At 74.0% G+C, this 24,381-nt stretch carries 23 protein-coding genes and 1 riboswitch; of the genes, 15 read left to right on the top strand and 8 right to left on the bottom strand.

Translation table 11 applies throughout. The features are described 5' to 3' along the window. Positions 1–13: 13 nt before the first annotated feature. From Srubr_RS30720 to Srubr_RS30740, 5 genes are all read left to right on the top strand, one after another. A complete protein-coding gene (locus tag Srubr_RS30720) occupies positions 14–1,525 on the top strand; it encodes a DEAD/DEAH box helicase (protein WP_189995174.1) in 1,512 nt (503 codons plus the stop codon). A 79-nt stretch (positions 1,526–1,604) separates the two neighbouring features. Next, positions 1,605–1,904 carry an SCO5918 family protein gene (locus Srubr_RS30725; protein ID WP_189995173.1) on the top strand — a complete coding sequence of 100 codons (300 nt, stop codon included), beginning with the start codon at positions 1,605–1,607 and terminating at the stop codon, positions 1,902–1,904. 171 nt (positions 1,905–2,075) lie between these two features. Next, the gene (locus Srubr_RS30730; protein ID WP_189995172.1) at positions 2,076–3,089 is read left to right on the top strand and encodes a sigma-70 family RNA polymerase sigma factor; all 1,014 of its coding nucleotides are present in this window, start codon (positions 2,076–2,078) and stop codon (positions 3,087–3,089) included. Between the two features lie 326 nt (positions 3,090–3,415). Then, a complete protein-coding gene (gene ctaD / locus Srubr_RS30735; protein ID WP_189995171.1) occupies positions 3,416–5,137 on the top strand; it encodes an aa3-type cytochrome oxidase subunit I in 1,722 nt (573 codons plus the stop codon). After that, positions 5,134–5,484 carry a cytochrome C oxidase subunit I gene (locus tag Srubr_RS30740; RefSeq protein ID WP_189995170.1) on the top strand — a complete coding sequence of 117 codons (351 nt, stop codon included), beginning with the start codon at positions 5,134–5,136 and terminating at the stop codon, positions 5,482–5,484. The genes ctaD and Srubr_RS30740 overlap by 4 nt, the downstream gene beginning before the upstream one ends. Positions 5,485–5,548: 64 nt before the next feature. On the opposite strand, the gene Srubr_RS30745 is transcribed toward Srubr_RS30740, so the two are convergent. Beyond that, positions 5,549–6,580 carry a L,D-transpeptidase gene (locus Srubr_RS30745; protein ID WP_229926673.1) on the bottom strand — a complete coding sequence of 344 codons (1,032 nt, stop codon included), beginning with the start codon at positions 6,578–6,580 and terminating at the stop codon, positions 5,549–5,551. 141 nt (positions 6,581–6,721) lie between these two features. On the opposite strand from Srubr_RS30745, the gene Srubr_RS30750 reads away from it, so the two are divergent. Continuing rightward, positions 6,722–7,240 carry a SigE family RNA polymerase sigma factor gene (locus Srubr_RS30750; protein WP_189995169.1) on the top strand — a complete coding sequence of 173 codons (519 nt, stop codon included), beginning with the start codon at positions 6,722–6,724 and terminating at the stop codon, positions 7,238–7,240. Beyond that, positions 7,230–7,910, top strand: coding sequence for a L,D-transpeptidase (locus tag Srubr_RS30755; RefSeq protein WP_189995168.1), 681 nt, complete (start codon positions 7,230–7,232; stop codon positions 7,908–7,910). Before Srubr_RS30750 ends, Srubr_RS30755 begins: the two co-directional genes overlap by 11 nt. 27 nt (positions 7,911–7,937) lie before the next feature. On the opposite strand, the gene Srubr_RS30760 is transcribed toward Srubr_RS30755, so the two are convergent. Then, a complete protein-coding gene (locus tag Srubr_RS30760; RefSeq protein WP_189995166.1) occupies positions 7,938–8,885 on the bottom strand; it encodes an MIP/aquaporin family protein in 948 nt (315 codons plus the stop codon). Between the two features lie 125 nt (positions 8,886–9,010). Then, complete coding sequence (locus Srubr_RS30765) at positions 9,011–9,211, bottom strand: hypothetical protein (protein WP_189995164.1); 201 nt, start codon at positions 9,209–9,211, stop codon at positions 9,011–9,013. Between the two features lie 114 nt (positions 9,212–9,325). Here Srubr_RS30765 and Srubr_RS30770 point away from each other — a divergent pair, with 114 nt between their 5' ends. Beyond that, positions 9,326–10,705 (top strand): helix-turn-helix domain-containing protein, encoded by a 1,380-nt coding sequence (locus Srubr_RS30770; protein ID WP_189995162.1) that lies wholly within the window; start codon positions 9,326–9,328, stop codon positions 10,703–10,705. A 38-nt stretch (positions 10,706–10,743) separates the two neighbouring features. Here the strand turns inward: Srubr_RS30770 and Srubr_RS30775 are convergent, their stop codons facing one another. Further along, positions 10,744–11,544, bottom strand: a complete 801-nt coding sequence (locus Srubr_RS30775; protein WP_229926672.1) for a hypothetical protein — start codon at positions 11,542–11,544, stop codon at positions 10,744–10,746. A 329-nt stretch (positions 11,545–11,873) separates the two neighbouring features. On the opposite strand from Srubr_RS30775, the gene thrS reads away from it, so the two are divergent. From thrS to Srubr_RS30795, 4 genes are all read left to right on the top strand, one after another. After that, entirely contained in the window at positions 11,874–13,184 is a 1,311-nt protein-coding gene (thrS, locus tag Srubr_RS30780) for a threonine--tRNA ligase (RefSeq protein WP_189995160.1), read from the top strand. A gap of 27 nt (positions 13,185–13,211) precedes the next feature. Further along, entirely contained in the window at positions 13,212–14,177 is a 966-nt protein-coding gene (locus Srubr_RS30785) for a nucleoside hydrolase (protein ID WP_189995158.1), read from the top strand. A 408-nt stretch (positions 14,178–14,585) separates the two neighbouring features. Further along, complete coding sequence (locus Srubr_RS30790) at positions 14,586–15,437, top strand: isocitrate lyase/PEP mutase family protein (RefSeq protein WP_189995156.1); 852 nt, start codon at positions 14,586–14,588, stop codon at positions 15,435–15,437. Positions 15,438–15,586: 149 nt separating this feature from the next. Then, positions 15,587–16,666 (top strand): bile acid:sodium symporter family protein, encoded by a 1,080-nt coding sequence (locus Srubr_RS30795; protein WP_203855065.1) that lies wholly within the window; start codon positions 15,587–15,589, stop codon positions 16,664–16,666. On the opposite strand, the gene nicT is transcribed toward Srubr_RS30795, so the two are convergent. After that, a complete protein-coding gene (nicT, locus tag Srubr_RS30800; protein ID WP_189995153.1) occupies positions 16,563–17,645 on the bottom strand; it encodes a Nickel transporter NicT in 1,083 nt (360 codons plus the stop codon). The genes Srubr_RS30795 and nicT overlap by 104 nt on opposite strands. Before the next feature lie 29 nt (positions 17,646–17,674). Beyond that, positions 17,675–17,858, bottom strand: a riboswitch (cobalamin riboswitch). 78 nt (positions 17,859–17,936) lie between these two features. Here nicT and Srubr_RS30805 point away from each other — a divergent pair. Next, positions 17,937–18,287 carry an ArsR/SmtB family transcription factor gene (locus Srubr_RS30805; RefSeq protein WP_181797697.1) on the top strand — a complete coding sequence of 117 codons (351 nt, stop codon included), beginning with the start codon at positions 17,937–17,939 and terminating at the stop codon, positions 18,285–18,287. Positions 18,288–18,365: 78 nt separating this feature from the next. After that, positions 18,366–20,024: a glycoside hydrolase family 13 protein gene (locus Srubr_RS30810; protein ID WP_189995152.1), complete on the top strand. Its 1,659-nt coding sequence runs from the start codon at positions 18,366–18,368 to the stop codon at positions 20,022–20,024. A 21-nt stretch (positions 20,025–20,045) separates the two neighbouring features. Here Srubr_RS30810 and Srubr_RS30815 read toward each other — a convergent pair whose 3' ends face one another. From Srubr_RS30815 to Srubr_RS30825, 3 genes are all read right to left on the bottom strand, one after another. Then, positions 20,046–20,825, bottom strand: coding sequence for a DUF4142 domain-containing protein (locus tag Srubr_RS30815; protein ID WP_229926671.1), 780 nt, complete (start codon positions 20,823–20,825; stop codon positions 20,046–20,048). Between the two features lie 218 nt (positions 20,826–21,043). Then, entirely contained in the window at positions 21,044–22,441 is a 1,398-nt protein-coding gene (locus tag Srubr_RS30820) for a hypothetical protein (protein ID WP_189995151.1), read from the bottom strand. A gap of 100 nt (positions 22,442–22,541) precedes the next feature. Continuing rightward, positions 22,542–23,705, bottom strand: a complete 1,164-nt coding sequence (locus Srubr_RS30825) for a PP2C family protein-serine/threonine phosphatase (RefSeq protein ID WP_189995340.1) — start codon at positions 23,703–23,705, stop codon at positions 22,542–22,544. A 161-nt stretch (positions 23,706–23,866) separates the two neighbouring features. Here Srubr_RS30825 and Srubr_RS30830 point away from each other — a divergent pair, with 161 nt between their 5' ends. Further along, positions 23,867–24,349 carry a hypothetical protein gene (locus Srubr_RS30830; protein WP_189995150.1) on the top strand — a complete coding sequence of 161 codons (483 nt, stop codon included), beginning with the start codon at positions 23,867–23,869 and terminating at the stop codon, positions 24,347–24,349. Positions 24,350–24,381 lie beyond the last annotated feature (32 nt).

Consider the following 24,381-nt stretch of genomic DNA (forward strand, 5'->3'; position numbering starts at 1 on the left):
GAGGTTCCTCATCATGAACCGCGCCCGTCGTACCCGTGGCGCCGCAGGAAACAGCGGTAACGGTCGCCGTACCGGCAACGACTCCGCCCCTTTCCGGTCCGCCCGGACCACCACGCGCGCGAAGGGCCCGCAGGGAAAGAACCCGGGAGCCCGCCGGGCACCCCGCGGTGAGTTCACCCTGCCCGTCACCCTCACCGAGGCGCTGCCGCCGGCGGAGGACTTCGCCGAGCTGGACCTGCCCGCGCCCCTGCGGGACGCGCTGCGCGCCGAAGGCGTGACCGCGCCCTTCCCCATCCAGGCGGCGACGCTGCCGAACACGCTGGCCGGCCGGGACGTCCTCGGCCGCGGCCGCACCGGCTCCGGCAAGACCCTCGCCTTCGGTCTCCCCCTGCTGGCCCGCCTGGCCGGACAGCGGGCCGAGCCCCGGCAGCCGCTCGCCCTGATCCTCGTACCCACCCGGGAACTGGCCCAGCAGGTCACCGACGCCCTGGCACCCTACGCACGGGCGCTGCGCCTGCGCTCGGTCACCGTGGTCGGCGGCATGTCGATCGGCCGCCAGACGGCCGCGCTGCGCGCCGGTGCCGAGATCGTCGTGGCGACCCCCGGCCGGCTCAAGGACATCATCGACCGCGGCGGCTGCAGCCTGGACCGCGTGGCCGTCACCGTCCTGGACGAGGCCGACCAGATGACCGACATGGGCTTCCTGCCCCAGGTCACCGCCCTGCTCGACCAGGTGCGCCCGGACGGCCAGCGGCTGCTGTTCTCCGCCACCCTCGACCGCAACATCGACCTCCTGGTGCGCCGGTACCTGCACGACCCCGTCGTGCACTCGGTCGACCCGTCGGCGGGCGCGGTCACCACGATGGAACACCACCTGCTGCACGTCCATGACGACGACAAGCACACCGCCGCCACCGAGATCGCCGCCCGCGACGGCCGGGTGATCATGTTCCTGGACACCAAGCACGCGGCGGAGCGGCTGGCCAAGCACCTGCTGTCGGTGGGCGTACGGGCCTCGGCGCTGCACGGCGGCAAGTCCCAGCCGCAGCGCACCCGCACCCTCGCCCAGTTCAAGGACGGCCACGTCACGGTCCTGGTGGCCACCAACGTCGCCGCCCGCGGCCTGCACATCGACGACATCGACCTCGTGGTGAACGTCGACCCGCCCGCCGACCACAAGGACTACCTGCACCGTGGCGGCCGCACCGCCCGCGCCGGCAAGTCCGGCACGGTCGTCACCCTCGTGCTGCCGCACCAGCGGCGCGCCGTGGACCGCCTCATGAGCACCGCCGGCGTCACCGCGCACACCACCCGCGTACGCCCGGGCGAGCCCGAGCTGCACCGGATCACCGGCGCCCGCACGCCCTCCGGAGTGCCCGTCACCGTCGCCGTACCGGCCGCCGAACGCCCCCAGCGCACCGGCGCCGCCGGGTCCGCCGGGCGTGGCCGGGGCGGGCGGTCCCGGCGGGGCCGGGGAGCCCGGCGCGCCCCGTCCGGGCGTCCCGCCGCCGAGGGCGGCCGCTGACCGCACGCACCCCGTGCCGCCGGGCGGACTCGCGCCCCCGGCGGCCCCGTCCCCACCCGACCGCTCCGCTGGAGGCACCATGCGCTGTGTCATCGCCCGTTTCCCCTTCGACCTGACCAAGTCCGAGGTCGAGCAGTCGATGGAGGGCGTCTCCCCCGAGCCCGCCGTCGGCGTCTGCGTGACCGTCGGCAGCCGGGTCTACCCGGTCAAGCAGGTCGGGCAGGTCATCACCGGACAGGACCGCCGCGATTTCACGGCGGCCGAGGTGAGCCGGGCGCTGACCAGGCTCGGCTTCACCTGCCACGAGGCCGCGGCGCCCCGCCCGCCGGAGCACCGCGAGCCCTCGGCCCTGCCCTGGGCGGACACCCCGCTGGGCTAGGTCCCCTCGCCGGTCCGCGGCACGCCCTGTCCGTCCCGCGCCCGCCGGTGCCACCCGCCGCCGAGGCGACCGGTGCGCATCCCGGGAGCGGGGCCGGGTACCCGGCGGTCGCTGGAAGCCCGGGGCTCTGGTGCACAGAGCCGAAGCGACAGGAGTCGGAGGCCGGAGACAATGCCTGGTCCGGCACGCACCACCACGGCCGACCCGCGGCAGCGCCGCCGTACCGCGGCCCGGTCCGCCCGCCCGCGGAGCCGGGTCCCCGAAACCGGTGACGAGGCCGATCTGCTCGGCCAGTACCTGAACCAGATCGCCGCGACCCCGCTGCTCGACGCCGAGGACGAGGTCCGCCTCGGCGGGCTCATCGACGCCGGCCGGTACGCCGCCGGGGAACTGGAGCGGGACGCCGCGCACCGGCTCCCGGCGCACCGGCGCCACGAGCTGGAGGCGGCCGTACGCGACGGCCGGCACGCCAAGGACCACATGATCCGGGCCAATCTGCGGCTCGTGGTGTCGATCGCCAAACGGCACGCCCACCGCGGGGTGCCCCTGCTGGACCTGATCCAGGAGGGCAACCTCGGGCTGATGCGGGCCGTGGAGAAGTTCGACCACACCAAGGGCTTCAAGTTCTCCACGTACGCCACCTGGTGGATCCGCCAGGCGATCGAGCGGGGCCTGGCCCAGCACGCCCGTACCGTCCGGCTGCCCATGCACGTCGTGGAGCAGCTGCAGAAGCTGGCGAAGGTCGAGCGGCAGCTCCAGCTGCGCATCGGGCACGAGCCGTCGGACGACGAGGTGGCGCGGGAGAGCGGCCTCGCCGAGGACCGGGTCGCCTGGCTGCGCCGGGTCGGCCGGCAGACGATCAGCCTGGACACACCCGTGGACGACACCGGCGAGACCGTCGTCGGCGACCTCATCCCGGCCACCGACGTCCTCCAGGCGCCCCAGGTCGCCGAGTACCGCGCGCTCGCCGAGGACCTCCGGGACGCGCTGGGCGTGCTGGCCCCGCGCGAGGCCATGATCCTCAGCCTGCGCTACGGGCTGCACGACGGGCACCCGCGCACCCTCCAACAGGTGGCCGAGCGGGTGGGACTGACCCGGGAACGCGTACGCCAGCTGGAGAAGGAGTCCCTCCTCCGGCTACGGGCCCCCGAAACGGGCGAACGCCTCCTGGACTGGGCGGGCTGAACCGGACCGGGCGGGCTGAATGCCGCAGGGCGGGCGGGCCGGCTTCGACGTCCACCTGGACGCTCAACCCCGCCTGACCCCCGTCCGGCGAAACGCCTGAAAGGCAACCCGGTGCCGGGCCGCACAGAGTGTGCGGCCCGGCGCCGCCGGGACCGCCCCGGCGGGGTCCGGCGGGCGGTGCGCTGCTGCGTCCGGGTGTATCGGTCACCCGGACGGCCGCATATCGGGCGCTCAGAAGCCCCCTGGTGCGTGCCCGTGCGGTGAGGATGGCGGATGGAGCGCCGTCACGGCACGGGCGGACGCGAGGACCGGGAGACGGACGACCTGTGAGCATCCTGAACGAACCCCAGGGCGGAGGCGCGGCGGCCGAGGAGTCGTACGAGAACGAGCTGCCGGTCCGGCGCAAGCAGCCCGGCAATGTCGTGGTGAAGTGGCTGACGACCACCGACCACAAGACGATCGGCACCCTGTATCTGACGACGTCGTTCGCGTTCTTCCTGTTCGGCGGGGTAATGGCGCTGATCATGCGCGCCGAGCTGGCCCGTCCGGGCCTCCAGGTCATCTCCAACGAACAGTTCAACCAGATGTTCACGATGCACGGCACCGTGATGCTGCTGATGTTCGCCACCCCGCTGTTCGCCGGGTTCACCAACTGGATCATGCCGCTCCAGATCGGCGCGCCCGACGTGGCCTTCCCCCGGCTGAACATGTTCGCCTACTGGCTGTACCTGTTCGGCTCGCTCATCGCGGTCGGCGGCTTCCTCACCGCGAACGGCGCGGCCGACTTCGGCTGGTTCGCGTACACCCCGCTGTCGGACGCCACCCGCACCCCCGGGCTCGGCGGGAACCTGTGGATTCTGGGCCTGGCCTTCTCCGGGTTCGGCACGATCCTCGGCGCCGTCAACTTCATCACCACGATCATCTGCATGCGCGCCCCCGGCCTGACCATGTTCCGCATGCCGATCTTCACCTGGAACGTGCTGCTGACCGGTGTGCTGGTCCTGCTGGCCTTCCCGGTGCTGGCCGCCGCCCTGTTCGCCCTGGCGGCCGACCGCATCTTCGGCGCCCATGTCTACGACCCGGCCAACGGCGGCCCCCTGCTGTGGCAGCACCTGTTCTGGTTCTTCGGGCATCCCGAGGTCTACATCATCGCCCTGCCGTTCTTCGGGATCATCACCGAGATCATCCCGGTCTTCTCCCGCAAGCCGATCTTCGGCTACATGGGCCTGGTCGCCGCGACGATCGCCATCGCCGGCCTGTCCATCACGGTGTGGGCCCACCACATGTACGTCACCGGCGGGGTGCTGCTGCCCTTCTTCGCCTTCATGACCTTCCTCATCGCCGTGCCGACCGGGGTGAAGTTCTTCAACTGGATCGGCACGATGTGGAAGGGCTCGCTCTCCTTCGAGACCCCGATGCTGTGGGCGGCCGGCTTCCTCGTGACGTTCCTGTTCGGCGGGCTGACCGGCGTCATCCTCGCCTCGCCGCCCATGGACTTCCACGTCTCCGACACGTACTTCGTCGTCGCCCACTTCCACTACGTGGTCTTCGGCACGGTCGTCTTCGCGATGTTCGCCGGATTCCACTTCTGGTGGCCCAAGTTCACCGGGAAGCTGCTCGACGAACGCCTCGGCAAGATCACCTTCTGGACCCTGTTCGTCGGGTTCCACGGCACCTTCCTGGTCCAGCACTGGCTGGGCGCCGAGGGCATGCCCCGCCGTTACCCCGACTACCTGGCCTCCGACGGCTTCACCGTGCTGAACACGCTGTCGTCCATCAGCTCCTTCCTGCTGGGCCTGTCGATGCTGCCGTTCCTCTACAACGTGTGGAAGACCGCGAGGTTCGGCACCCCGGTCGGCGTGGACGACCCGTGGGGCTACGGCCGCTCCCTGGAGTGGGCCACCTCCTGCCCGCCGCCCCGGCACAACTTCGTCACCCTGCCCCGTATCCGCAGCGAATCCCCGGCCTTCGACCTGCACCACCCGGACATCGCGGCGCGGGAGCAGGAGGGCTACGAGATCGCCACCAGCGACCGGCCCCGCGGATGAGCGGCCTGCGCAAGCGGGGGACCGGAACGGGCGGCGACCTCGGCAACGAGGTCGAGGGCTACCTGCTGTGGCAGGCCCGGGTCGCGGAGGCGGAGCAGCGCGCCCGCGAGTTCACCGGGCCCCTGGACTGGCTGACGACGGCCCAGCGCGAGGAGGTCGAGCGGCAGTACACCGCCGACAGCCTGCGCCGGGCCCGCGCCGACCTGGAGCGCGTCGCGGCCCGCTGCGTGTCGCTGCGGGCCGAGTACGAGCACCGCTACCAGGAGTTGCGGCGGCGCTGTCTGGCCGTGGTGCTCGCGGTGTGCGCGGGCTGCACCGCGCTGACCGCGCTGCTGCTCGCCCTGTGAGCCCAGGCGGCTCGCCCCGTGGCCCCCGCCGGCTCGTCCTGTGCCCCCGCCGTGCCTCGGCGTCTCACCGGCCGTCGCCGCCGTGCCGGGTCGCGCTGTGGGCGAGCCATTCGGACCAGGTGAGGTTCCAGTCGCCGTAGCCGTTGCCGGCCTCGACCGTCTCCTTGGAACCGGTGACGCGGATGACGTCACCGGGGATCACCCGCCGGTAGAAGCGTTCGGCGGTGCCGTCGGTGGCGAGGCCGACGCAGCCGTGGGTGACGTTGGCCCGGCCGGCGTGGGTGTTCGCGGCCGGGTTCTGGTGGACGTAGGTGCCGGACGCGGTGGTGTGCACGGCCCAGGCGTAGTAGCCGTGGTAGGCGTCGCCGAGGCCGACGGTCCGGGAGTCCATGTAGACCTTGGGCTGCTTGTCCATCACGACCATCGTGCCGTTCCAGGTGTCCAGGCCGGGGCGGCCGGCGGTGACCGGGATGCGGGTGTCGGGCCTGCCGTCCTCCGTGACGGTCATCGTGTGGGTGCGCACGTCGACGGTCGCGGTCAGGGAACGGCCGATGGAGAAGTGCCGTACGGCGTGGCTGCCGACGCGCAGGGTGACGCGGGTGCCGGGCTTCCAGTAGGACGGCGGGCGGTAGTCGACGCGCTGTCCGTCGAACAGGTTGCGGTCCTTGACCCAGCTCCACGCGCCCGTGACGGCGGGCTGGGTGGCGACACCGAGCCAGTGCTCGACCGCGGCCCGCTCCGAGCGCGGCACCGGGCGCGGGAAGGTGACGGATATCGGCATGCCCACGCCCACGGTGGCCCCCTCGCCGACGTTGACCTCCGCGTCGGCGAGCGCGGCCGGCTCGGGGACGGCGGGCACGGCGGGACGGGGCGCGGTGGAGGTGTGTGCGGCGGCCGGGACGGCCGGCTCGGTCGCGGCCGTGGAGGCGGTGGCCCCGCAGCCGGTCGCGGCGAGCACCAGCGCGCAGGCCGCCGCGAGGGCACCGGCGACGGCTTTCGGACGGCGGACGGCCCGGTGGCCGGCGGTCGGGCGGCCGGTGGCCGGGCGGGCTGACGGGTCGTGCGGGATACGTGAGCGATGCGCGTGCGTGGACACGGAAGGTCCCCCCTGGGATGCGTACGGACATGGTCTGTACGCACGGCGCGGCGCCCGGGTTGCATCGGGACCGGGCGAAATCTCCGGCGCCTCACGCGCCGTAGGATGCACCCTTTCGGGACGAACAGCACGGGAGCCGGCATGACGGAGGAGGAGTTCGACGCCTTCTACACGGCTGCCTTCCCCCGTCTGGTCGGCCAGCTCTACGCCTTCACCGGTGACCACGCCGAGGCGCAGGACGTCGTGCAGGAGGCGTTCGTACGGGCCTGGGACCGGCGGACGTCCTTCGACTCGGCCGAGGCGCCGGAGGCGTGGATCCGCACGGTGGCCACCCGGCTCGCGGTCAGCCGGTTCCGGCGCGCCCGGCGCTGGCTGGAACTCGTCCGCAAGGACACCCCCCGGGAACAGGTCCCGGGGCCCGGACCGGAACACGTCGCCCTCGTCGCCGCGTTGCGCGCCCTCCCCCCGGCGCAACGGCTGGCCGTGGTCCTGTACCACGTGTGCGACCTGAGCGTGGAACAGATCGCCGCGGAGACCGGCGCGCCCGCCGGCACGGTCAAGGCGCGGCTGGCCCGGGGCCGCGCCGCGCTCGCCCGTCATCTGTCGCCCGAGGAGGCCGAGACCATGACCGGGACGAAGGAGGCCACGCATGCCCCATGACCCGACGGGCCCGGCCGCGCCCGGGGAGAGCGCCGACCGGCTGACGCACGCGCTGCGCGAGGTCGCCGAGCAGGGCCGGCGCCCCGCGCCCGGCCCGGGTGCCGCCGTGCGCCGCCGGGCCGTGCTGCGCCGCCGTACCCGCCGGGCCGGGCTGGTGTCGGCGGGCCTCGTCGTCGCGGGCGCGGCCGTCCTCACCGCCACGACCCTGCTGGGCGGCGCCGAACGGCCCGCGCCGCCCGCCGCCACCGCTTCCACCACCGCCCCGGCACCGCCCCCGTCCCCCGACGGCGACACCGCCGTCGACGACATCCGCATCGACCTCACGGCACTGGAACTGCGGGCCGGGGGAAGGACGTTCCCCATCTCCGCGCCCGGTATGAACCGGCCGTTCCGCGGTGCCGCGGTCGCCCGGGTCACCGAACGCCTGCGGCACGCCCGGTTCAGCGTCTCGCCGACGGGCGAGATCCGGCGGCACGACTGGGTGATGGCCTTCAGCGGCCCCGAGCGGGAGCCGCACTACCTCTACGGCGCCGACGACACCGCCACCGACGTCCCCGGGCGCCGCCCGTCCACACTGAGCGTGATCGGGCTGCGCACCGACGACGCCCGCTGGCTGTACGAGCACACCTCCGTCGGCACCCGGATCACCATCACCGGGACCGGCACCTAGCCGGCCGCCGCGGGCAGGGGCCGGTGCTCACTGCTCGGGGCGGGTGCGGGACGGGGTGGAGCGGCCCGGCGGGGGCAGCTGGGCCAGTTCGGTGCGGGCGAGCAGGACGTCGCCGATGAAGAGGTCGTAGAGCAGGATGCCGAGCGCGCCACCGATCAGCGGGCCGACGATCGGGATCCACCAGTAGCCGCTGAAGGCGCCGGACACGCTGCCCGGGAACGCCAGGCTGCCCCAGCCCGCCGCGTAGGTGAACAGGCGGGGGCCGAAGTCGCGGGCCGGGTTGATGGCGTAGCCCGCGTTCGCGCCGTAGGACATGCCGATGGCGGCGACGACGAGGCCGGTGATCAGGGGGCCGAGGTTGGCCCGCACGGCCTGGTTGCGCAGGTCAATGACGGCGGCGATCAGCATCAGCAGGAAGGCCGTGCCCACGATCTGGTCGATCAGCGGGCCCCAGACGCCACCGTGGAAGTAGGGGGCCGGGAAGGTGGCGAAGATGGAGAAGGTGGTGTTCGTGTGCCCGTTCACCTTCGGTCCGGCCACGGTGCGGTCGAAGGCGTTGATCGCGTCGTGGTAGACGAGGTAGACCAGCGCCGCGCCGGTGAGGGCGCCCACGAACTGGGCGAACCAGTACGGCAGCACTTTGGCCCAGGAGAAACCCCGGCGCAGGGCCATGGCCAGGGTCACCGCCGGGTTGAGGTGGGCGCCGCTGATCCCGCCGGCGACGTAGACGCCGAACATGACGGCGAAGGCCCAGCCCCAGGCGATGAGCAGCCAGTCACCGGCCGCCAGGAAGATCGTGGTGGAGGTGGCGGCCCGGCCGGAACCGGGCAGCGCGGCGACCGCCATCGCGACCACGCCGCAGCCGAAGGAGATGAGGACGAAGGTCCCGAGGAACTCCGCCATGCACTCGCCCAGCAGACCGCCCCGGCTCCTGAGCCGGGACGTCTTGACGAGCGGAGGGGTGTCCACAGCCATAAAGGCCCCCTTGGAAGAGAGCGATGCGGCCAATGTCCCCATATTGGCCCACAACGTCACTCCCCGCAGGGCGAACGCTCCCGGCCACTCGCAAGGGCGACCCCCAGGGGGTGGCCACCGCGGTCTCAGCCGCCCGCCTGCCGGACCACCGACGCCGGTGCCTGCGGGGTGTCGGCGGCGCCGGCCGGGCCCACGTTGGCCGCCAGCAGCAGACCGGACGCGGCTATCACGGCCGCGGTGACGCCCCGGGCGGCGGAGCCCCGTCCGGACGGACGGACGCGGGGGCGGGTGTGGGATGCGTAGGGTGCGGATGTACGTCCGGACACGGCGACCTCGCAACACAACAGCGGAGTGTCAAGCATGCTTAATCCGCCGTTTAACCTAGGTGCTGTCGCCGCCCAACGGCAAGGGCGGCAGGCCGAGTTGGGGGGCGGGCGGGCATGCGGGAGCGGGACGAGCCGGAGGTCGTCGGGCGGCGGGTGCAGCGACTGCGCGCCCAGCGGGGGCTGACCCAGCGGCAGCTGGCGGAACCGGCGTACACCCCCGCCTACATCTCCACCCTGGAGGCGGGCCGGGTCCGGGCCTCCGACGAGGCGCTCAGGCACATCGCGGACCGGCTCGGGGTCAGCTTCGAGGAGCTGGCCGTCGGCCGCCCCGCCCACCTCGCCACCGGCCTCAGGCTGCGGCTCACCGAGGCCCAGCGAATCCTCGCCGACGGCCGGGCCGAGGAGGCCGCCGTCCAGTACGGCCTGGTGCGCGCCGAGGCGGCGGCCCACGGGCTCGTGCGCGAACAGGCCGACGCGCTGCTCGGCCTCGGCGAATGCGCCCTGGAGACCGGCGCGCTGAGCGAGGCGCGGGACTGCTTCGAACGGGCCGAGGAACACCTGGCCGGCCAGGCCCTGCCGGTACGGGTGCCCGCGGTGCGCGGCCGGGCCGTCGCCCACTACCTCGCCGGCGAACTCCGGTACGCCGTCTACCTCCTGGAGTCCACGCTCGACGAACTGAACCGCGGCGGACTGCACGACCCGGACGCGCTGCTGCTGCTCTACGCCAGCGTCATCGGCCCGTACATGGACATGGGCGCCCACGCCCGCGCCGCCCAGGCCGCCGAGTTCGCCCTCGCGCTCGCCCCCCGGGCCGGCGACCCCGCGCTGATCGCCCGGATGCACCGCTCGGTCGCCCGCACCCTGCTCGCCGAGGGCCGCGTCGCCGAGGCCGACGCCTCCCTGGCCAAGGCGGCCGAGCTGTACGCCCAGCTGCGGCTGCACACCGAGCTGGCCAACTGCCACTGGATGCGCGGCTACGTCTGCGCGCAGAACGGCGAACTGGAGCGGGCCGAGACGGAGTTGCGCCAGGCGCACACCATGCTCGCGCGGACCAGGGCCGCCCTGTACCGCAGCCAGGCCGCCGTCGAACTCGCCGACGTGCTGCACCGCCGGGGCCGCTCCGCGGAGGCCGCCGAGCTGCTGGAGGGGGTCCTCGGGGACTTCTCCTCCGAGCGCGGCGCCGTGCACGCCGCCGCCGCGCACCGCCTGCTCGGCATCATCGCCGAGGACGCCCGGGACACCGAGGCCGCCGAGGAGCACTACGTGCGCGCCCTCAGCCTCCTGGAACGCGCGGGCGCCGCCGGTGACCTCGCCGACCTGTGCCGGCTGCTGGGGGACCTGCTGCGCCGAACCGGCCGGACCGAGGCCGCCCTGGACGCCTACCGCACCGGCCTGGGCCACCGCACCGCCCCCGGCACCACCACCCTGGGCCCGGCCCCGGCCCAGCCCCCGCTGTGGCCCGCGCCCCCGGCCCCGGACCGGTACCCGCTGTGATCCGCACCCCCGCCCCGGACCGGTATCCGCTGTGACCCTCACACCTCCGCGCGGCCCTGGCGGCGGATGTCCGCCAGCCGGAGGGCGCCGATCTGGACGGCGGCCTGGGTCGCCTCGTTCGGTACGTCGCCCAGGCCGGCGTTGGTGAGCGCGAAGGCGTCCTCGCCGACCCGGACGGCGGCCACGTCCATCGTGAGCAGGGACCGCCGCCCCTCCGGGTCGGTAGCGGCGCAGGTGATGCGCAACCCCTGGCGCGCGTCCCCGACCTCCGGCAGCAAGGCGCTGCGCACCTGCACGTCCTCCAGCAGCCCCAGCTGCGTGGTGGCCGTGAACCGGGCGCAGCGCACCGGCATCTCCCCCAGCCAGGCCAGCACGGCGTCGACGTCCGCCGGGCGGCGGGCGCCGATCTGGAACCGGAGCTGGGCCTCGGTGCCGGTGTCGTCCAGGCCGACGGCGACGCGCGCCGGGGCGCCGAGGAGTTCGTCGCTGTAGAGGGCGTCCAGCAGCCGCTGGCACTCCCCGGCCGTGGTGCGGCTCTTGAGCAGCCCGTCCCGCCAGGTGGCCGCACCGCGCGTGGCGGTCCAGGGGGCGCCGAGGTCGGTCGGGGTGATCAGCGCGGCCCGCGCCTGCTCGTCGCTGAGCGTGGAGCCGTCGGCCCGCCGGGGCGCCGCGGACGCCGGCGCCGGCCGGTCGGGCGTGGGCAGCGGGTGCGGGGCGCTCGCCGGATGGTTCAGCCCGAGGGCCGCGCAGCCGCCGCCGAGCAGCAGGCCGGTGGCGAGGAGGGGCAGTGCGACGGCACGGGGGAGGCGGGGGACGCGCGGGGATATCGCGGGGGACATCGGTGCCTCCTGGACTGCGTGGCGGCCGGGGTGCCTGGTCTCACGGCACCACCGGGCCGGGCGGCCCACCAGCGCTCGGAGCCGTACGGGTGAGGGGTACGGCCGGTGTGCCGCCGGGCACCCGGGGAAATTCCGTGGAGCGGCCCGTACGGCCCCTGTTACCGTCCCGTCCATGCAGCGCGCCCCGCAGTGCCCGTCGAGCACGACGACGCCGGAGACCGTCCCGGCGCGCTGACACCTGACCAGCACCGAAGCCCCGGGGCGCACGCCCCGGGGCTTCCGCGTGTCCCGGGCCGTCCGCCCCCGTCCACCCCGACGGAAGGACACCCATGGACCACCGGCCCGACCAGCCCGGCCACCCCGACCAGCCCGGCCACCCCGACCAGCCCGACCACTGCGGCCGACCCGACCGCCCCGACCACCGCCGTCTCGGCCGCGAGCTCGGCCTCTTCGGCACCGACCCGCTGATGGGGGCCGGACTGCCGTACTGGCTGCCCGACGGCGCGGCCGTGCGGCACGCCCTGGAGGAGTACATCCGGGAGGCCGAACGCCGGGCCGGCTACCGGCACGTGTACTCGCCCGTGCTCGGCAAACGGGAGCTGTACGAGATCTCCGGGCACTGGGACCACTACCGCGACGACATGTACCCGCCGATGCGGCTCGGCGGCGAGGAGGCCGTCCTGCGGCCCAGCCTCTGCCCGCACCACGCGCTGATCTACCGCTCCCGCGCCCGCAGCCACCGGGAACTGCCGCTGCGCATCGCCGAGCTGGGCACCATGCACCGCGCCGAGCTGTCCGGGGTGCTCGGCGGCCTGACCCGGGTGCGCGCCATCCACCTCAACGACGCCCACGTCTTCTGCACCCTGGACCAGGCGGTGGCCGAGGCCCGCGCCGCCCTGGAGCTGATCGGCCGGGCCTACGCCGACCTCGGCATCAAGGCCGTACGCCACCGCCTCTCCCTGCCCGGCGCGGGCGGCAAGTACGTCGCCGACCCCGGGTTGTGGCGGCGGGCCACCGCGCTGCTGCGGCAGGTCCTGGCCGAGGCCGGGGTGGCGTACGAGGAGGCGCCGGGCGAGGCCGCGTTCTACGGTCCGAAGATCGACGTACAGATCGCCGACCCGGCGGGCCGCGAGTCCACCCTGTCCACCGTGCAGATCGACTTCCACCAGCCCGCCCGCTTCGGCCTGCGCTACACCGGCCCCGACGGCGCCCGGCACCGGCCGGTGATGGTGCACCGCAGCGTCATCGGCAGCGTGGAGCGGGCCGTCGCCCACCTCGTCGAGACCCACGGCGGAGCCTTCCCCGCTTGGCTGGCACCGGTCCAGCTGGTCGTCCTGCCGGTGACCGAGGACCAGCTGGAGCAGGCGGAGCCGCTGGTCCGGGAGGCCGTCGCGGCCGGCCTGCGCGCCGAACTCGCCGGGCCCGCCCAGGGCACCCTAGGGGCCAGGATCCGGGCCGCGCGGCTGGTGCCGTACCAGGCGGTGATCGGCCCCCGGGAGGCCGGCGCCGGACTGGCCGCCCTGCGGCTGCGGGACGGACGGCGACCGGGCGCGCTGCCGGCCCCGGAACTGCTGCGCCGGATCACCGCACGGGTGGCGGCCCACTCCACCGCGCTGTGGGACGGGGACCCGCTGCTCTAAGGTCGGCTGGACGGAAAGGAGGCCGCCGTGGCCGGTCAGCCCGTGCCCGTGATCATCGACTGTGACACCGGCGTCGACGACGCCCTGGCCCTGCTCTTCGCCGTGCGCCACCCGGGGCTCGATCTGCGGGCCGTGACCTGTGTCGCCGGGAACACCGGCGTGGACGGCGTGGTCCGCAACACCCTGACCGTGCTGGAGCGGGCGGGCGCCCCCGCCGTCCCGGTGGCGCGGGGTGCCGAGCGCCCGCTGATCGAGCCGGCCCGCCGTGCGCCGGTGCACGGCGCCGACGGCATGGGCGACCTGGGGCTGCCGGCACCCGCCCGGGGCCCGGCGGACGTGGACGCGGTCACCCTGCTGCGCCGGGAGATCCTCGCCTGCCCGCGCCCCGTGACGCTGGTTCCGACCGCCCCGCTGACCAACATCGCGCTGCTGCTGCGCACCCACCCGGAGGTCACCCGGAACATCGAGCGGATCGTGTTCATGGGCGGGGCGGTGACCACCGGGAACGCCACCCCGGTCGCCGAGTTCAACGTCTGGCACGACCCGGAGGCCGCGGCGGTGCTGCTGACGGCCGGGGTGCCGATCACCATGTACGGCCTGGACGTCTTCCGGCGGGTCGTCGTACCCGGCGCCGAGGTGCGCCGGCTGCGCGCGAGCGACGAGCCCGGCGCCCGGCTGGCCGGGGACCTCCTCGCGTGCCGGCCGACCCGGCAGGGCCGTGCGCCGGGAGCGGAGGAGGCCGGCGGCCTCGGTGACGCGGGCGCGGTGTGCGCGGTGGCCGATCCGGCGGGCCTCACCACCCGGCTGCTGCCGGTCGAGGTCTGCCTGGCGCCCGGCCCGGCCCGCGGCCAGACCGTCGTGGACCTCCGGCCCGGCCCCGGCGAGGCCGAGTTCCACGCCGACGACTCCGAACGGGCCCTGGTGGACGTGGCGTTGGACGTGGACGTGGAGCGGTACGTGAAGTTGTACCTGGAGACGGTGGCACGGCCCTAGCGTCCGCCGGGCCGGGCCGCGGCAACGCCCCTCACCCGAGCCGGATCAATGCAACGCCCTTTACAAAAAGGGTGTCCGGCTCGTCGGGGAGACCCGATTCGGCCATCGTACGGCCCCTCGGTCCGGTCGGGAGCCGGTCGATCACATGGGTGAGCAGGCGTTCATGTGCCTGAACGGGCGTTCCGGAACGGCACGTTTCAGACCGCGAACGCAAAGAGATGGTTGTGGCTCGGCAAAGGGTTTCCTAATCTTCGGGCCACCGGGCTGGACAGCTGTAGACCGGGCGCCTCTCACGAGGAAGGGCACCCGGCCGGTCTGGTGCGGAACATGCCGCGCGGCCAACAGCTTTGGCGGGCAGACGGTCGCAGCGGCGCACAGCCCACGCAACCAGCAACCACGGAGGATACCGTGAGCCACCCCAACCGGCTACGCGATGCCATTCACTCGGACGGCACCACCCCTCTGATCGGCGTCTTCGACATGTTCTCCGCGTCCGTCGCGGCGCAGCACTACGACGGCATGTTCGTCTCCGGCTTCGGCTTCGCCGCCTCCCACTACGGCCTGCCCGACATCGGCTTCATCGCCTGGCCCGACATCATCGCCTTCGTCCAGCGCCTGCGCATGGCGTTCCCCGCGCAGCACCTGCTGGTGGACATCGACGACGGCTACGTGGACCCGGAGACCGCGTGCCACGTCGTGCAGAACCTGGAGGCCGTCGGCGCCTCCGGCGTCATCCTGGAGGACCAGAAGCGGCCCCGGCGCTGCGGACACGTCGACGGCAAGCAGATACTCCCGCTGGAGGAGTACCTGGAGAAGCTGGAACTGGTCCTGCAGTCCCGCCGCGACCTGGTGGTGGTCGCCCGCACCGACGCCACCGAGGAGGACGAGATCCTGCGCCGCGCCAAGGCGCTCGCCGCGACCGACGCCGACGTGGTGCTGGTCGACGGGGTCCGCAGCGTGGACTGGATCCACAAGGTGCGCAAGGTCATCGGGGACAAGCCGCTGCTGTTCAACCAGATAGCCGGGGGCAAGTCGCCGCGGCTGTCGCTGAGCGAGCTGTCCGACCTGGGCGTCGACGTCGCCATCTACAGCACGCCCTGCCTGTTCGCCGCGCAGACCGCCATCGACCGGGCCCTGACCGAGCTGAAGGAGGCCGACGGCCGCCTGCCGCAGACCGGGCCGGACAGCGTGGGGGTCGCCGAGTGCCTGGCCCTGCTGGAGAAGAACATCAGCCGGCACCACGTGCACACCCCGGCGTGACCTGATCCACCACAGGGGCCCGCGCGCCGCCGGCACGCGGGCCCCACCGGTTGACGAACCCCATGGACGAACCCCATGGACGAAACCCATGGGTGAGGCCCACAGAGGCATCCCCCGTCCCATGCCACCCGCTTCCAAGGCAGGAGCGCATGTCTCAGACGCTCACAGGCTCGGTCCGCGGTCTGGCGCGCCGTGTCGACTGGTACATCGTCGCGCTGTTCGGCGCGATCGGGATCGCCGCGCTCGTCCCGGCCGAGGACACGGCGGCCGAGGCCGTCTCGTGGCTGACCAAGCTGGCGATCGGCCTGCTGTTCTTCCTCTACGGCGCCCGGCTCTCCCCGCAGGCCGCGCTGGACGGCGTACGGCACTGGCGGCTGCATCTCCCGGTGCTCGCCCTGACGTTCGCCGCCTTCCCGCTGCTCGGCCTGGCGGCGCGGCTGCTGCCGGACGGGTGGCTCGGCGCCGAACTGACCGCCGGTGTCCTCTTCCTGGCCGTGCTGCCGTCCACCGTGCAGTCCTCCATCGCCCTCACCTCCCTGGCCCGCGGCAACGTGGCCGCGGCCCTGTGCTCCGCGTCCTTCTCCACGGTGCTGGGCGTGGTGCTCACCCCGGTGCTGGCCGTCGCGCTGATCGGCGGCGGCGAGGGCGGCGGAATCCCGATCGGCGCGGGTCAACTCGTCGACATCGCCGTCCAATTGCTGCTGCCGTTCGCCGCCGGACAGGCGGTGCGGCGGTGGATCTCCGGCTGGCTCGGCCGGCACCGCAAGGTGATCGGGCTCTGCGACCGGGGCTCCATCCTGCTCGTCGTCTACGCGGCGTTCAGCCGGGGCATGACCACCGGCATCTGGCAGCGGGTGTCCCCCGGCCGCCTGGTCCTGCTCGGCGTGCTGATCGCGGTCCTGCTCGCCGCCGCGCTGCTGCTCGCCGACCGCTCCGCGCGGGCGCTGCGGCTGCCCCGCGAGGACCGGGTGACGGCGGTCTTCTGCGGGGCGACCAAGAGCCTGGCCAGCGGGCTGCCGATGGCCTCCGTGCTGTTCCCCGCGGACGAGGTCGCCATGACCGTCCTGCCGCTGATGCTCTACCACACCCTCCAGCTGGTGGTCTGTGCCGCGCTCGCCCGCCGCCTCAGTCGGACGGCGCCGCCCGCACCGACCAGCGCTCCTCCACCCGTGCCAGCCGCCAGTACGCCAGCGCCGCCGCCCACACCACCACGAACAGGCCGACGATGAGATAGCCGACGCTGTCCAGGTTCAGCCCGGCCACCCAGCCGGTCACCGGGTCGCTGAGGCCGGCCTTCTCGTGCAGCACGCCGACCAGTTCGATCGTGCCGATGAAGAAGGCCACGGCGATGGACAGACCGGTGATGGCGAGGTTGTAGAAGACCTTGCGGACGGGGTTGGCGAACGCCCACTGGTAGGCGAAGTTCATGAACGTGCCGTCGAGGGTGTCGAACAGGCTCATCCCGGCGGCGAACAGCAGCGGCAGGCACAGGATCGCGTACCAGGGCAGGCCGGCCGCCGCTCCCGAGCCGGCCATCACCATCAGGCTGACCTCGGTGGCCGTGTCGAAGCCGAGGCCGAACAGGAAGCCCAGCGGGTACATCTGCCCCGGCCGGGACACGGACTTCGTCAGCCGCCCCAGCAGCCGGTTCATGAACCCGCGGCCTTCCAGGTGCCTCTCCAGCTCCGTCTCGTCGTACCCGCCCGCGCGCATCGCCCGGAACACCTTCAGGATGCCCGCCAGGGCGACCAGGTTCAGGGCGGCGATGAGGTAGAGGAAGGACCCGGAGATCGTCGTACCGACCACCCCGAGCACCTGGTGGGTGGTGGAGCCCTCGTTCATCACCTTCCCGGCCAGCGAGGTGCCGCCCGCGATCAGCAGGGCCAGCAGCACGACCACGCTGGAGTGCCCGAGCGCGAACCAGAACCCCACCGACACCGGCCGCTTGCCGTCGGCCATCAGCTTGCGGGTGGTGTTGTCGATCGCCGCGATGTGGTCGGCGTCGAAGGCGTGGCGCATGCCGAGGGTGTAGGCGGTGATGCCCAGCCCCACGCCGAACACCTGTGAACCGACCTCGAAGTGCCGCGGGGCGACCAGCAGACAGAGAATCCCGAAGGCGACGACATGCAGGGCGAGGATCACCACCAGCAGCCCCGCCGTCTTGACGGTGTCCTCGCGTCGCCAGCGGAAAGAAGCGGCATCAGCCATCGGGTTCACGCTCCAGCACCTCGTGGATCACTTCGTGAGCTGCCGTGGCCGGTCTCCTGGCTTACGGGTCACGCGTCCGCCGTTCCTGCCTTCCCGGCCTTTCGACCAGTGGCCCGGCGGGTGCCGGACGGAACGGGAACTCCCCGATCACAGTGGCGAGGGCCGCTCCGGTCTCACACCGGCTTCCCGAACACCACGGCCCGCCCACGGTAGAGGGGCACACGGTTGCCTGCATAGCTGCGCAGTCGGGCAGGTATGCAAGATCACATCGCCGCCTGCCAGGATGGGGGCATGCATCTCGTTCCTGCCGACCGGGCCGATCGTCGCACCATCGACGGTCACCGGGTGTGCGAGGCGATCGCCGCGATCGGCGACGCGGGGCGTCTGCGCACCTGGGCCGACCGTTTCTCGTTGCTGGCCGACGCCAACCGGCTCGCGCTGCTGCTCGCCCTGCACCGGACCGGGCCGCTGGCCGTCTCGGACCTGGCGATCGCCACGGGCATGAACGACCCGGCCGTCTCGCAGGCCCTGCGGCTGCTGCGCGCGGCCGGGGTCGTGGCGGGGGAGAAAGAGGGGCGCGTGGTGCGCTATCGGGTGGTGGACGAGGACGTGAGGGGCCTGTTGGAGCACTGCGCCGCCTGATCGCCCCGGAAAAGGTTCCCTTTCGGGCAATGTGGACAGATACCCATCCGTACCGCCGTCCGTCCCATGGGAGCCCGTATGGCAGACCGTCCGCCGGACCTCTCGTCCAGGAACCCCGACTGGTGGCGCCAGGCCGTCATCTACCAGATCTATCCCCGCAGTTTCGCCGACGCCGACGGTGACGGTCTCGGTGACCTCAGGGGCCTGACCCAGCGGCTGTCGCACCTCGCCACGCTCGGCGTCGACGCCCTGTGGCTGAGCCCCTTCTACCCCTCCGAGCTCGCCGACGGCGGCTACGACGTCATCGACCCGCGCGGTGTCGACGAACGCCTGGGCACGCTGGACGACTTCGACGCCCTGGTGGGCGAGGCGCACCGGCTGGGCCTGAAGGTCGTCGTGGACATCGTCCCCAACCACACCTCCCATCTGCACCGCTGGTTCCGGGAGGCGCTGCGCGCCGGGCCCGGATCGGCCGCCCGCGAGCGGTACGTGTTCCGGCCGGGACGCGGCGCGCACGGGGAACTGCCGCCCACCGACTGGCAGTCGGTGTTCGGCGGCAGCGCCTGGCAGCGGGTGGCCGACGGGGAGTGGTACCTGCACCTGTTCGCCCCCGAGCAGCCCGACCTGAACTGGGACAACGAGGAGGTCCGCGCCGACTTCCGCACCACCCTGCGGTTCTGGTGCGACCGGGGCGTGGACGGCTTCCGCGTGGACGTCGCGCACGGCCTGGCCAAGGACCTCACCGAGCCGCTGCGGGACCTCGGCACCCTCGGCACGGCCGGCGAGGCGGCCCTGCTGCACCTGCCGCCGGGCAGCCACCCGTACTGGGACCGGGACGAGGTGCACGAGATCTACCGCGACTGGCGCAAGATCTTCGACGCCTACCGCCCGCCCCGCATGGCCGTCGCCGAGGCCTGGGTCCCGGGCGGCCGCCGGTCCCTGTACGCCCGCCCCGACGAACTCGGCCAGGCCTTCAACTTCGAGTACCTCCAGGCCCGCTGGGACGCGGACGAGCTGCGGGAGATCATCGCCGGCGAGCTGGCCACGGCCCGCGCGGCCGGTGCCTCCGCGACCTGGGTACTGTCCAACCACGACGTCGTACGGCACGCCTCCCGGCTCATGCTGCCGCCCGGCACCGACCCGGAGTCCTGGCTGCTCGCCCACGGCGCGGCGCCCGCCGTCGATCCGGCCGCCGGGCTGCGCCGGGCCCGGGCGGCGACCCTGCTGATGCTGGCGCTGCCCGGCTCGGCGTATCTGTACCAGGGCGAGGAACTCGGCCTGCCCGAGGTCGCGGACCTGCCCACGGAGGTGCTCCAGGACCCGATCTGGGAGCAGACCGGCCACACCCGCAAGGGCCGCGACGGCTGCCGGGTGCCCCTGCCGTGGACGACGTCCGGGCCGTCCTACGGCTTCGGGCCCGGCGCCGGCTGGCTGCCGCAGCCCGCGTCCTTCGCCGGCTACGCGGTCCAGGCGCAGGCCGGTGTGGAGGGCTCCACGCTGGAGCTGTACCGCACGGCCCTGCGGCTGCGCCGCAAGCTGCTGGACGGCGAGACGCTGACCTGGACCCCGGGCGCCCCGGCCGGCGTGCTGGACTTCACCCGCACCGAGGCCTGGCGCAGCGTCACCAACCTGGGCACCGAGCCGGTGCCGCTGCCGCCCGGCGAGGTCCTGCTGAGCAGCACCCCGCTGCCCGGCGGCGGGGTGCTGCCGCCGGACACCACCGTGTGGCTGGCCTAGGACCGCCCGGCCGCGCCGCGGCTAGCCGGCCGGCGGGGCCGGGCTCGGTCCCGCCCCGGTGCCGCCGCCCGCGAGGGCGTCGATGTCCACCGGGGTGGAGGTGGCCGACGGCGGCGGGGTGAGGACCACCTCCGGCCGGCCGGCGGCCGGGGGCGGCGGGGTCAGGTCGGAGTCGGGCAGCTTGGGCGAGGTGGTCTGCTGGAACAGGGTCCGGTCGAAGTCCACCAGGCCCGTCTTCTCCATCATGGAGATGTGGTCCAGCACGGTGTCGTTGGCCTGGTCGGCCAGGGCCCGCACCAGCGAGTTCTTCGTGGTGGACCGGATCTTCGCCACCGTGTTGAAGATGGAACCGTGCGTCATCCGCAGGATGTTGGCGAAGTCGGTGTCGAACCGCCTGCCGCTCTCCCCGTCCAGCTGCCGCACGAAGCCCCGCTGCTGGGGGCTCGCCTCGTCGGGCAGCGTGATGTTCAGCAGCGGGGCGATCGCGCGGCAGGTGGTGTCGAGCGCCGCGTGTCCGTCGACCAGGTGCCGGCTGGCCGTGATCACCGCCTCGGAGCCGCCCTTGCGCAGCCCGATCTGCCCGACGGGGTACTCCCACAGCCCCGCCGCCCGCACCTTCACCACGAAGTCCCGGTCCTGCTCGGTCAGCGGCCCCCACCGGGTGCTCGCGATGACACGGTCCGGGGCGCCGGAGACCTGGCTCAGGCCGAGCATGGCCGGGTAGGCGAGCGCGGCGAGGGTCAGGGCCATCGCACCGCCCACGAACAGCGTTCCGGTCGCGTTCCGCGAAAAGCGCACCATGCCTCCTGCCGGGGATCTTCCGTCGTCGGCCCGGACGCACGGCGGTACGCGGGCCCGGACACCCAAGCGGTACGGACGCGGGGCCGGTCCGTCTCAGTGCGCGGGGTGAAGAACCGCGCCGGCCCGGGGCCCGGCGCGACCTGTCACACCGGCCGGCCCCGTCGGACCAGCGCATGGCGGCCGTCTTCTCCTGGACGGCCTGAGCGCGGGCTCGCGGCCTACGGTGCGGCCTGGAGCCGGCCCAGCTGCCGCTGGATGTTCTCCAGCGCGCCGCGCCTGCGTCCGGGCACCCTGAGGCGCAACCGCGCGAGCGCGGGGCCGAGTTCGCGGGCCCGCGCGGGATCGTCGATGCGACCCCACTGGTGGTGGGCACGGTCCACGGCCGCCTCCACGGCGGGCGCGTCCGCCGCCTGCCCGGCGGCCAGCCGCGCCTCGGCCACCGCGAGCCAGGCCCGGCAACTGCGCACCGGGTCCCCGGCGAACATCGCCAGATCGGCCCGCACCTCCCGCCAGTGCAACGCCTCCTCGGACCCGGCACCGTACGCCCGCACGGCGGCCTCCTCGTACCGCGCGGCCAGCCCGTCCGCCTCGCCGTGCAGACCACCTTGAACGGCGGCGCTGATGGCGGCGTGCGGATCGGGACCGACGGGCGGCCGGTCGGCCGGCTCGCCGGACGGGACGGGGAAGGGATCACCGGGGCGGCCGTCGAGGCGGTCCCCGGACGGATCGCCGAGCCCGTCGTCGAGCCCGTCGTCGGGCCGGTCTGCGGCCGGACCCCACGGCGTCGGCAGCCCCGGCCCCGACAGCCCCGGCTCCGACGGTCCCGGCCCCGACGGTCCCGGCGCTGGAAACCCCGGCACCTGCGATCCCGGCACCCCGCCGGCCGGCCCCGCGCCGGGCGGTACGGCGAGCCCGGCCGGGGCCGGCGGTGCTGCCCCGCCCACCGCCTGGCCTCCCGGAGCCGGCGGCGCTGCCGGTCCCACCGCCCGGCCTCCCGGGTGTGCCAGCAGCAAGTTGCCCCGGGTCTCCTCCGGGATCCGGCTCAGGGCCTGCTCGTGCAGGGTGCCCAGCGGGGGACGGTGGCCGCTGCGCAGCAGGGTGGCGACCGTCTTCATGTACACCGGCTCGGCCAGGCCCCGCCGGGCGGGCGGGGCGACACGGCCGTACACCGCGGTGTACGGGCCGCAGTCGAGGCCGCGCTCGGTGATGTGCTTCCAGGTCTCGGCGTCGGCGTGCAGATCGACCACGAGCGCGGTGTCCGCGGCCGAGCGCAGCCGCAGTTCCTCGCGGATCCAGTGCCAGGGCAGCGCGGTGTAGCGGACGGTGGCCGCCGTGGTACGGGCCAGGGCCAGGTGGGGCCGGTGCTGGCGGCGGTCCAGGTGCAGTTGCCCGGTGAGGTACACGGTGAGCGGTCCGGGCGCCGCCGCCGCGGCCCGCAGCCGGGTCAGGACGGCCTGCGGCTCCAGCGGGTCGGCGAGTTCCACGACGTTCGCGGTGTCGGCGCCGGACAGCACGGCGGGGGCGACGGCCGCCAGCACCGGCAGGACACCGGCCGCGTCCACCAGGCGCCCCCGGCCCACCGGCGAGGCCGCGAGCAGCAGCACGGTTCCGGGCATCGTGCCTCCCCCTGTCACCCCGTGGGCCCCGTCGGTCCCGAGGCTCCGTAGATCCGCTCTCCAGCCAGCACCGTAACCGCTGGCACCGCGCACCGGGGCCTCAGTACCGCAAACGTCCCTGTTCGAGGTCTTCGCCCGGCGGGCCCCCGCCGCCGGGCAGCCGGCGCACCGCGAAGATCGTGGTGTCGTCCTCCAGCCGGCCCCCGCTGTGCCGCAGCACGCCGTCGCGGACCCGGCGGACCAGCCGGTGCGGGGCGGCCCGGCGCGGGTCGGCGCGGACCGCGCGGGCGACCTCGCGGGTCAGGTCGTAGAAGTCGCCGGGCCCGTCGCGGGCCTCGGTCACCCCGTCGGTGACCAGCAGCAGCGTCTCGTCCACCGCCAGCGGCACCCGGCGCACCGGCGGCAGCAGGCCGCCCGCGAGATCGGCGCAGCCCAGCGGCAGGCCCTCGCCGCTGGGCAGCTCGCGGACCCCGCGCGGACCGACGACCAGCGGCGGTTCGTGGCCGAAGTTGACCATCTCCAGGGTCTGCGGCGCGTCCCCGGGGAAGGCGATCAGGACGGCCGTGGCGAACCGGTCGCCGTCGGCCCCGCCGAGCGCGACGGTGTGGGAGCGGTGCCGCAGCATCCGGATCTCCAGCCGCTCGGCGACGGTCGCGAGATCCTTCTCGTGGTACCCGGCCTCGCGGAACGTGCCGAGCAGCGCGGCGGCGGCCTCCACCGCGCCGAGTCCCTTGCCCTGCACGTCGCCGACGAGGACGCGGGTGCCGTGCGGGCTGGGCTGGATGTCGTAGAAGTCGCCGCCGACCCGGGCCTCGACGTCGGCGGCCAGGTACACCCCCGCCTGTTCCAGCCCGGCCCAGTCGGGCGGCAGCGGGCGCAGCACGGTGCGCCGGGTGGTGTCGGCGATGTCCCGGATGTGCACGACCTGCCGTTCCCGGCGCACGCGCACGGCGGCGGCGAGGGTGGCCAGGGCGCCGCCGACGGCGACCAGGATGAAGTCGCCGAGCCCGGCCTGGTACTGCTCGGGCCAGGCGGTGTCCACGAAGACGTACGTGGCCACCGCCAGCAGCCCGTACCCGGCCGTCGTCCACGCCCCGCAGATCGCCGAGGAGATGCCCGGGACCAGGACGATCCAGGAGATCATCCGCAGTCTCTCGCCGGTGGTGAAGTCCGCCACGACGACGCCGGCGAGGAGCAGCAGCGGGAGCAGCCAGGCGACGCTCCGCCCGCCCACCCGCAGCAGCGGTCGCCGTCCGTACTCCATCCATGTCACGGCCGGCAGCCCTCCATGTCCTCAGCGAAGCACGGGGGAGAACCGGACGCATCCGGGAACCCGGCACTCTCCCGGCCGAGTTGCCGGGCCCCGCGGGCCGGTGTGCCCTGGTAGCGGAGGCAGATCGGGGGCGAGGAGAGAGGAGTGCCCTCATGGCTCACGCCACACCCGCGCCCGGCGGCATGTCCCGGCCCGGCCGCACGCCCGAGGTGGAGGGCCGGGCGAGCGATGTGCGGGCCCGCCCGCCCGACGTCTTCGACGCCCGCACCCACAAGCTGGCCCGGATCGTCGTGCCGGTCGTGCTGGGCCTGGTCTACGGCTACTGGGTCGCGGCCAACAACCGCTCCGGCGGCCCGATCACCGGCTGGAACCTGCTGCTCGGCTTCGTCAGCGCGCTGGTGTTCGCGGTGCTGTGCATGGCGCTGCTGGCGCTGGGGCCCCGGATGATCCGGGAGGCGCACGCGCTGCTGTGGACGGCGTTCGTCGGCTGCGCGTTCGGTTTCCTGTACGCCCAGAGCGGCAGGCCGGTGCTCCGGACGATCCTGATCTCCCTGCTGATCGCGGCGGCCACCTTCATCGCGTTCTTCTACCGCTACTACACGCGGGAGGACGCCTTCGGACGCCGGATCCGCTGAGCGGCGCCCCCGCGCTGGACGCACGCGGCCGC

It is taken from the genome of Streptomyces rubradiris (assembly GCF_016860525.1).
GTDB lineage: Bacteria > Actinomycetota > Actinomycetes > Streptomycetales > Streptomycetaceae > Streptomyces > Streptomyces rubradiris.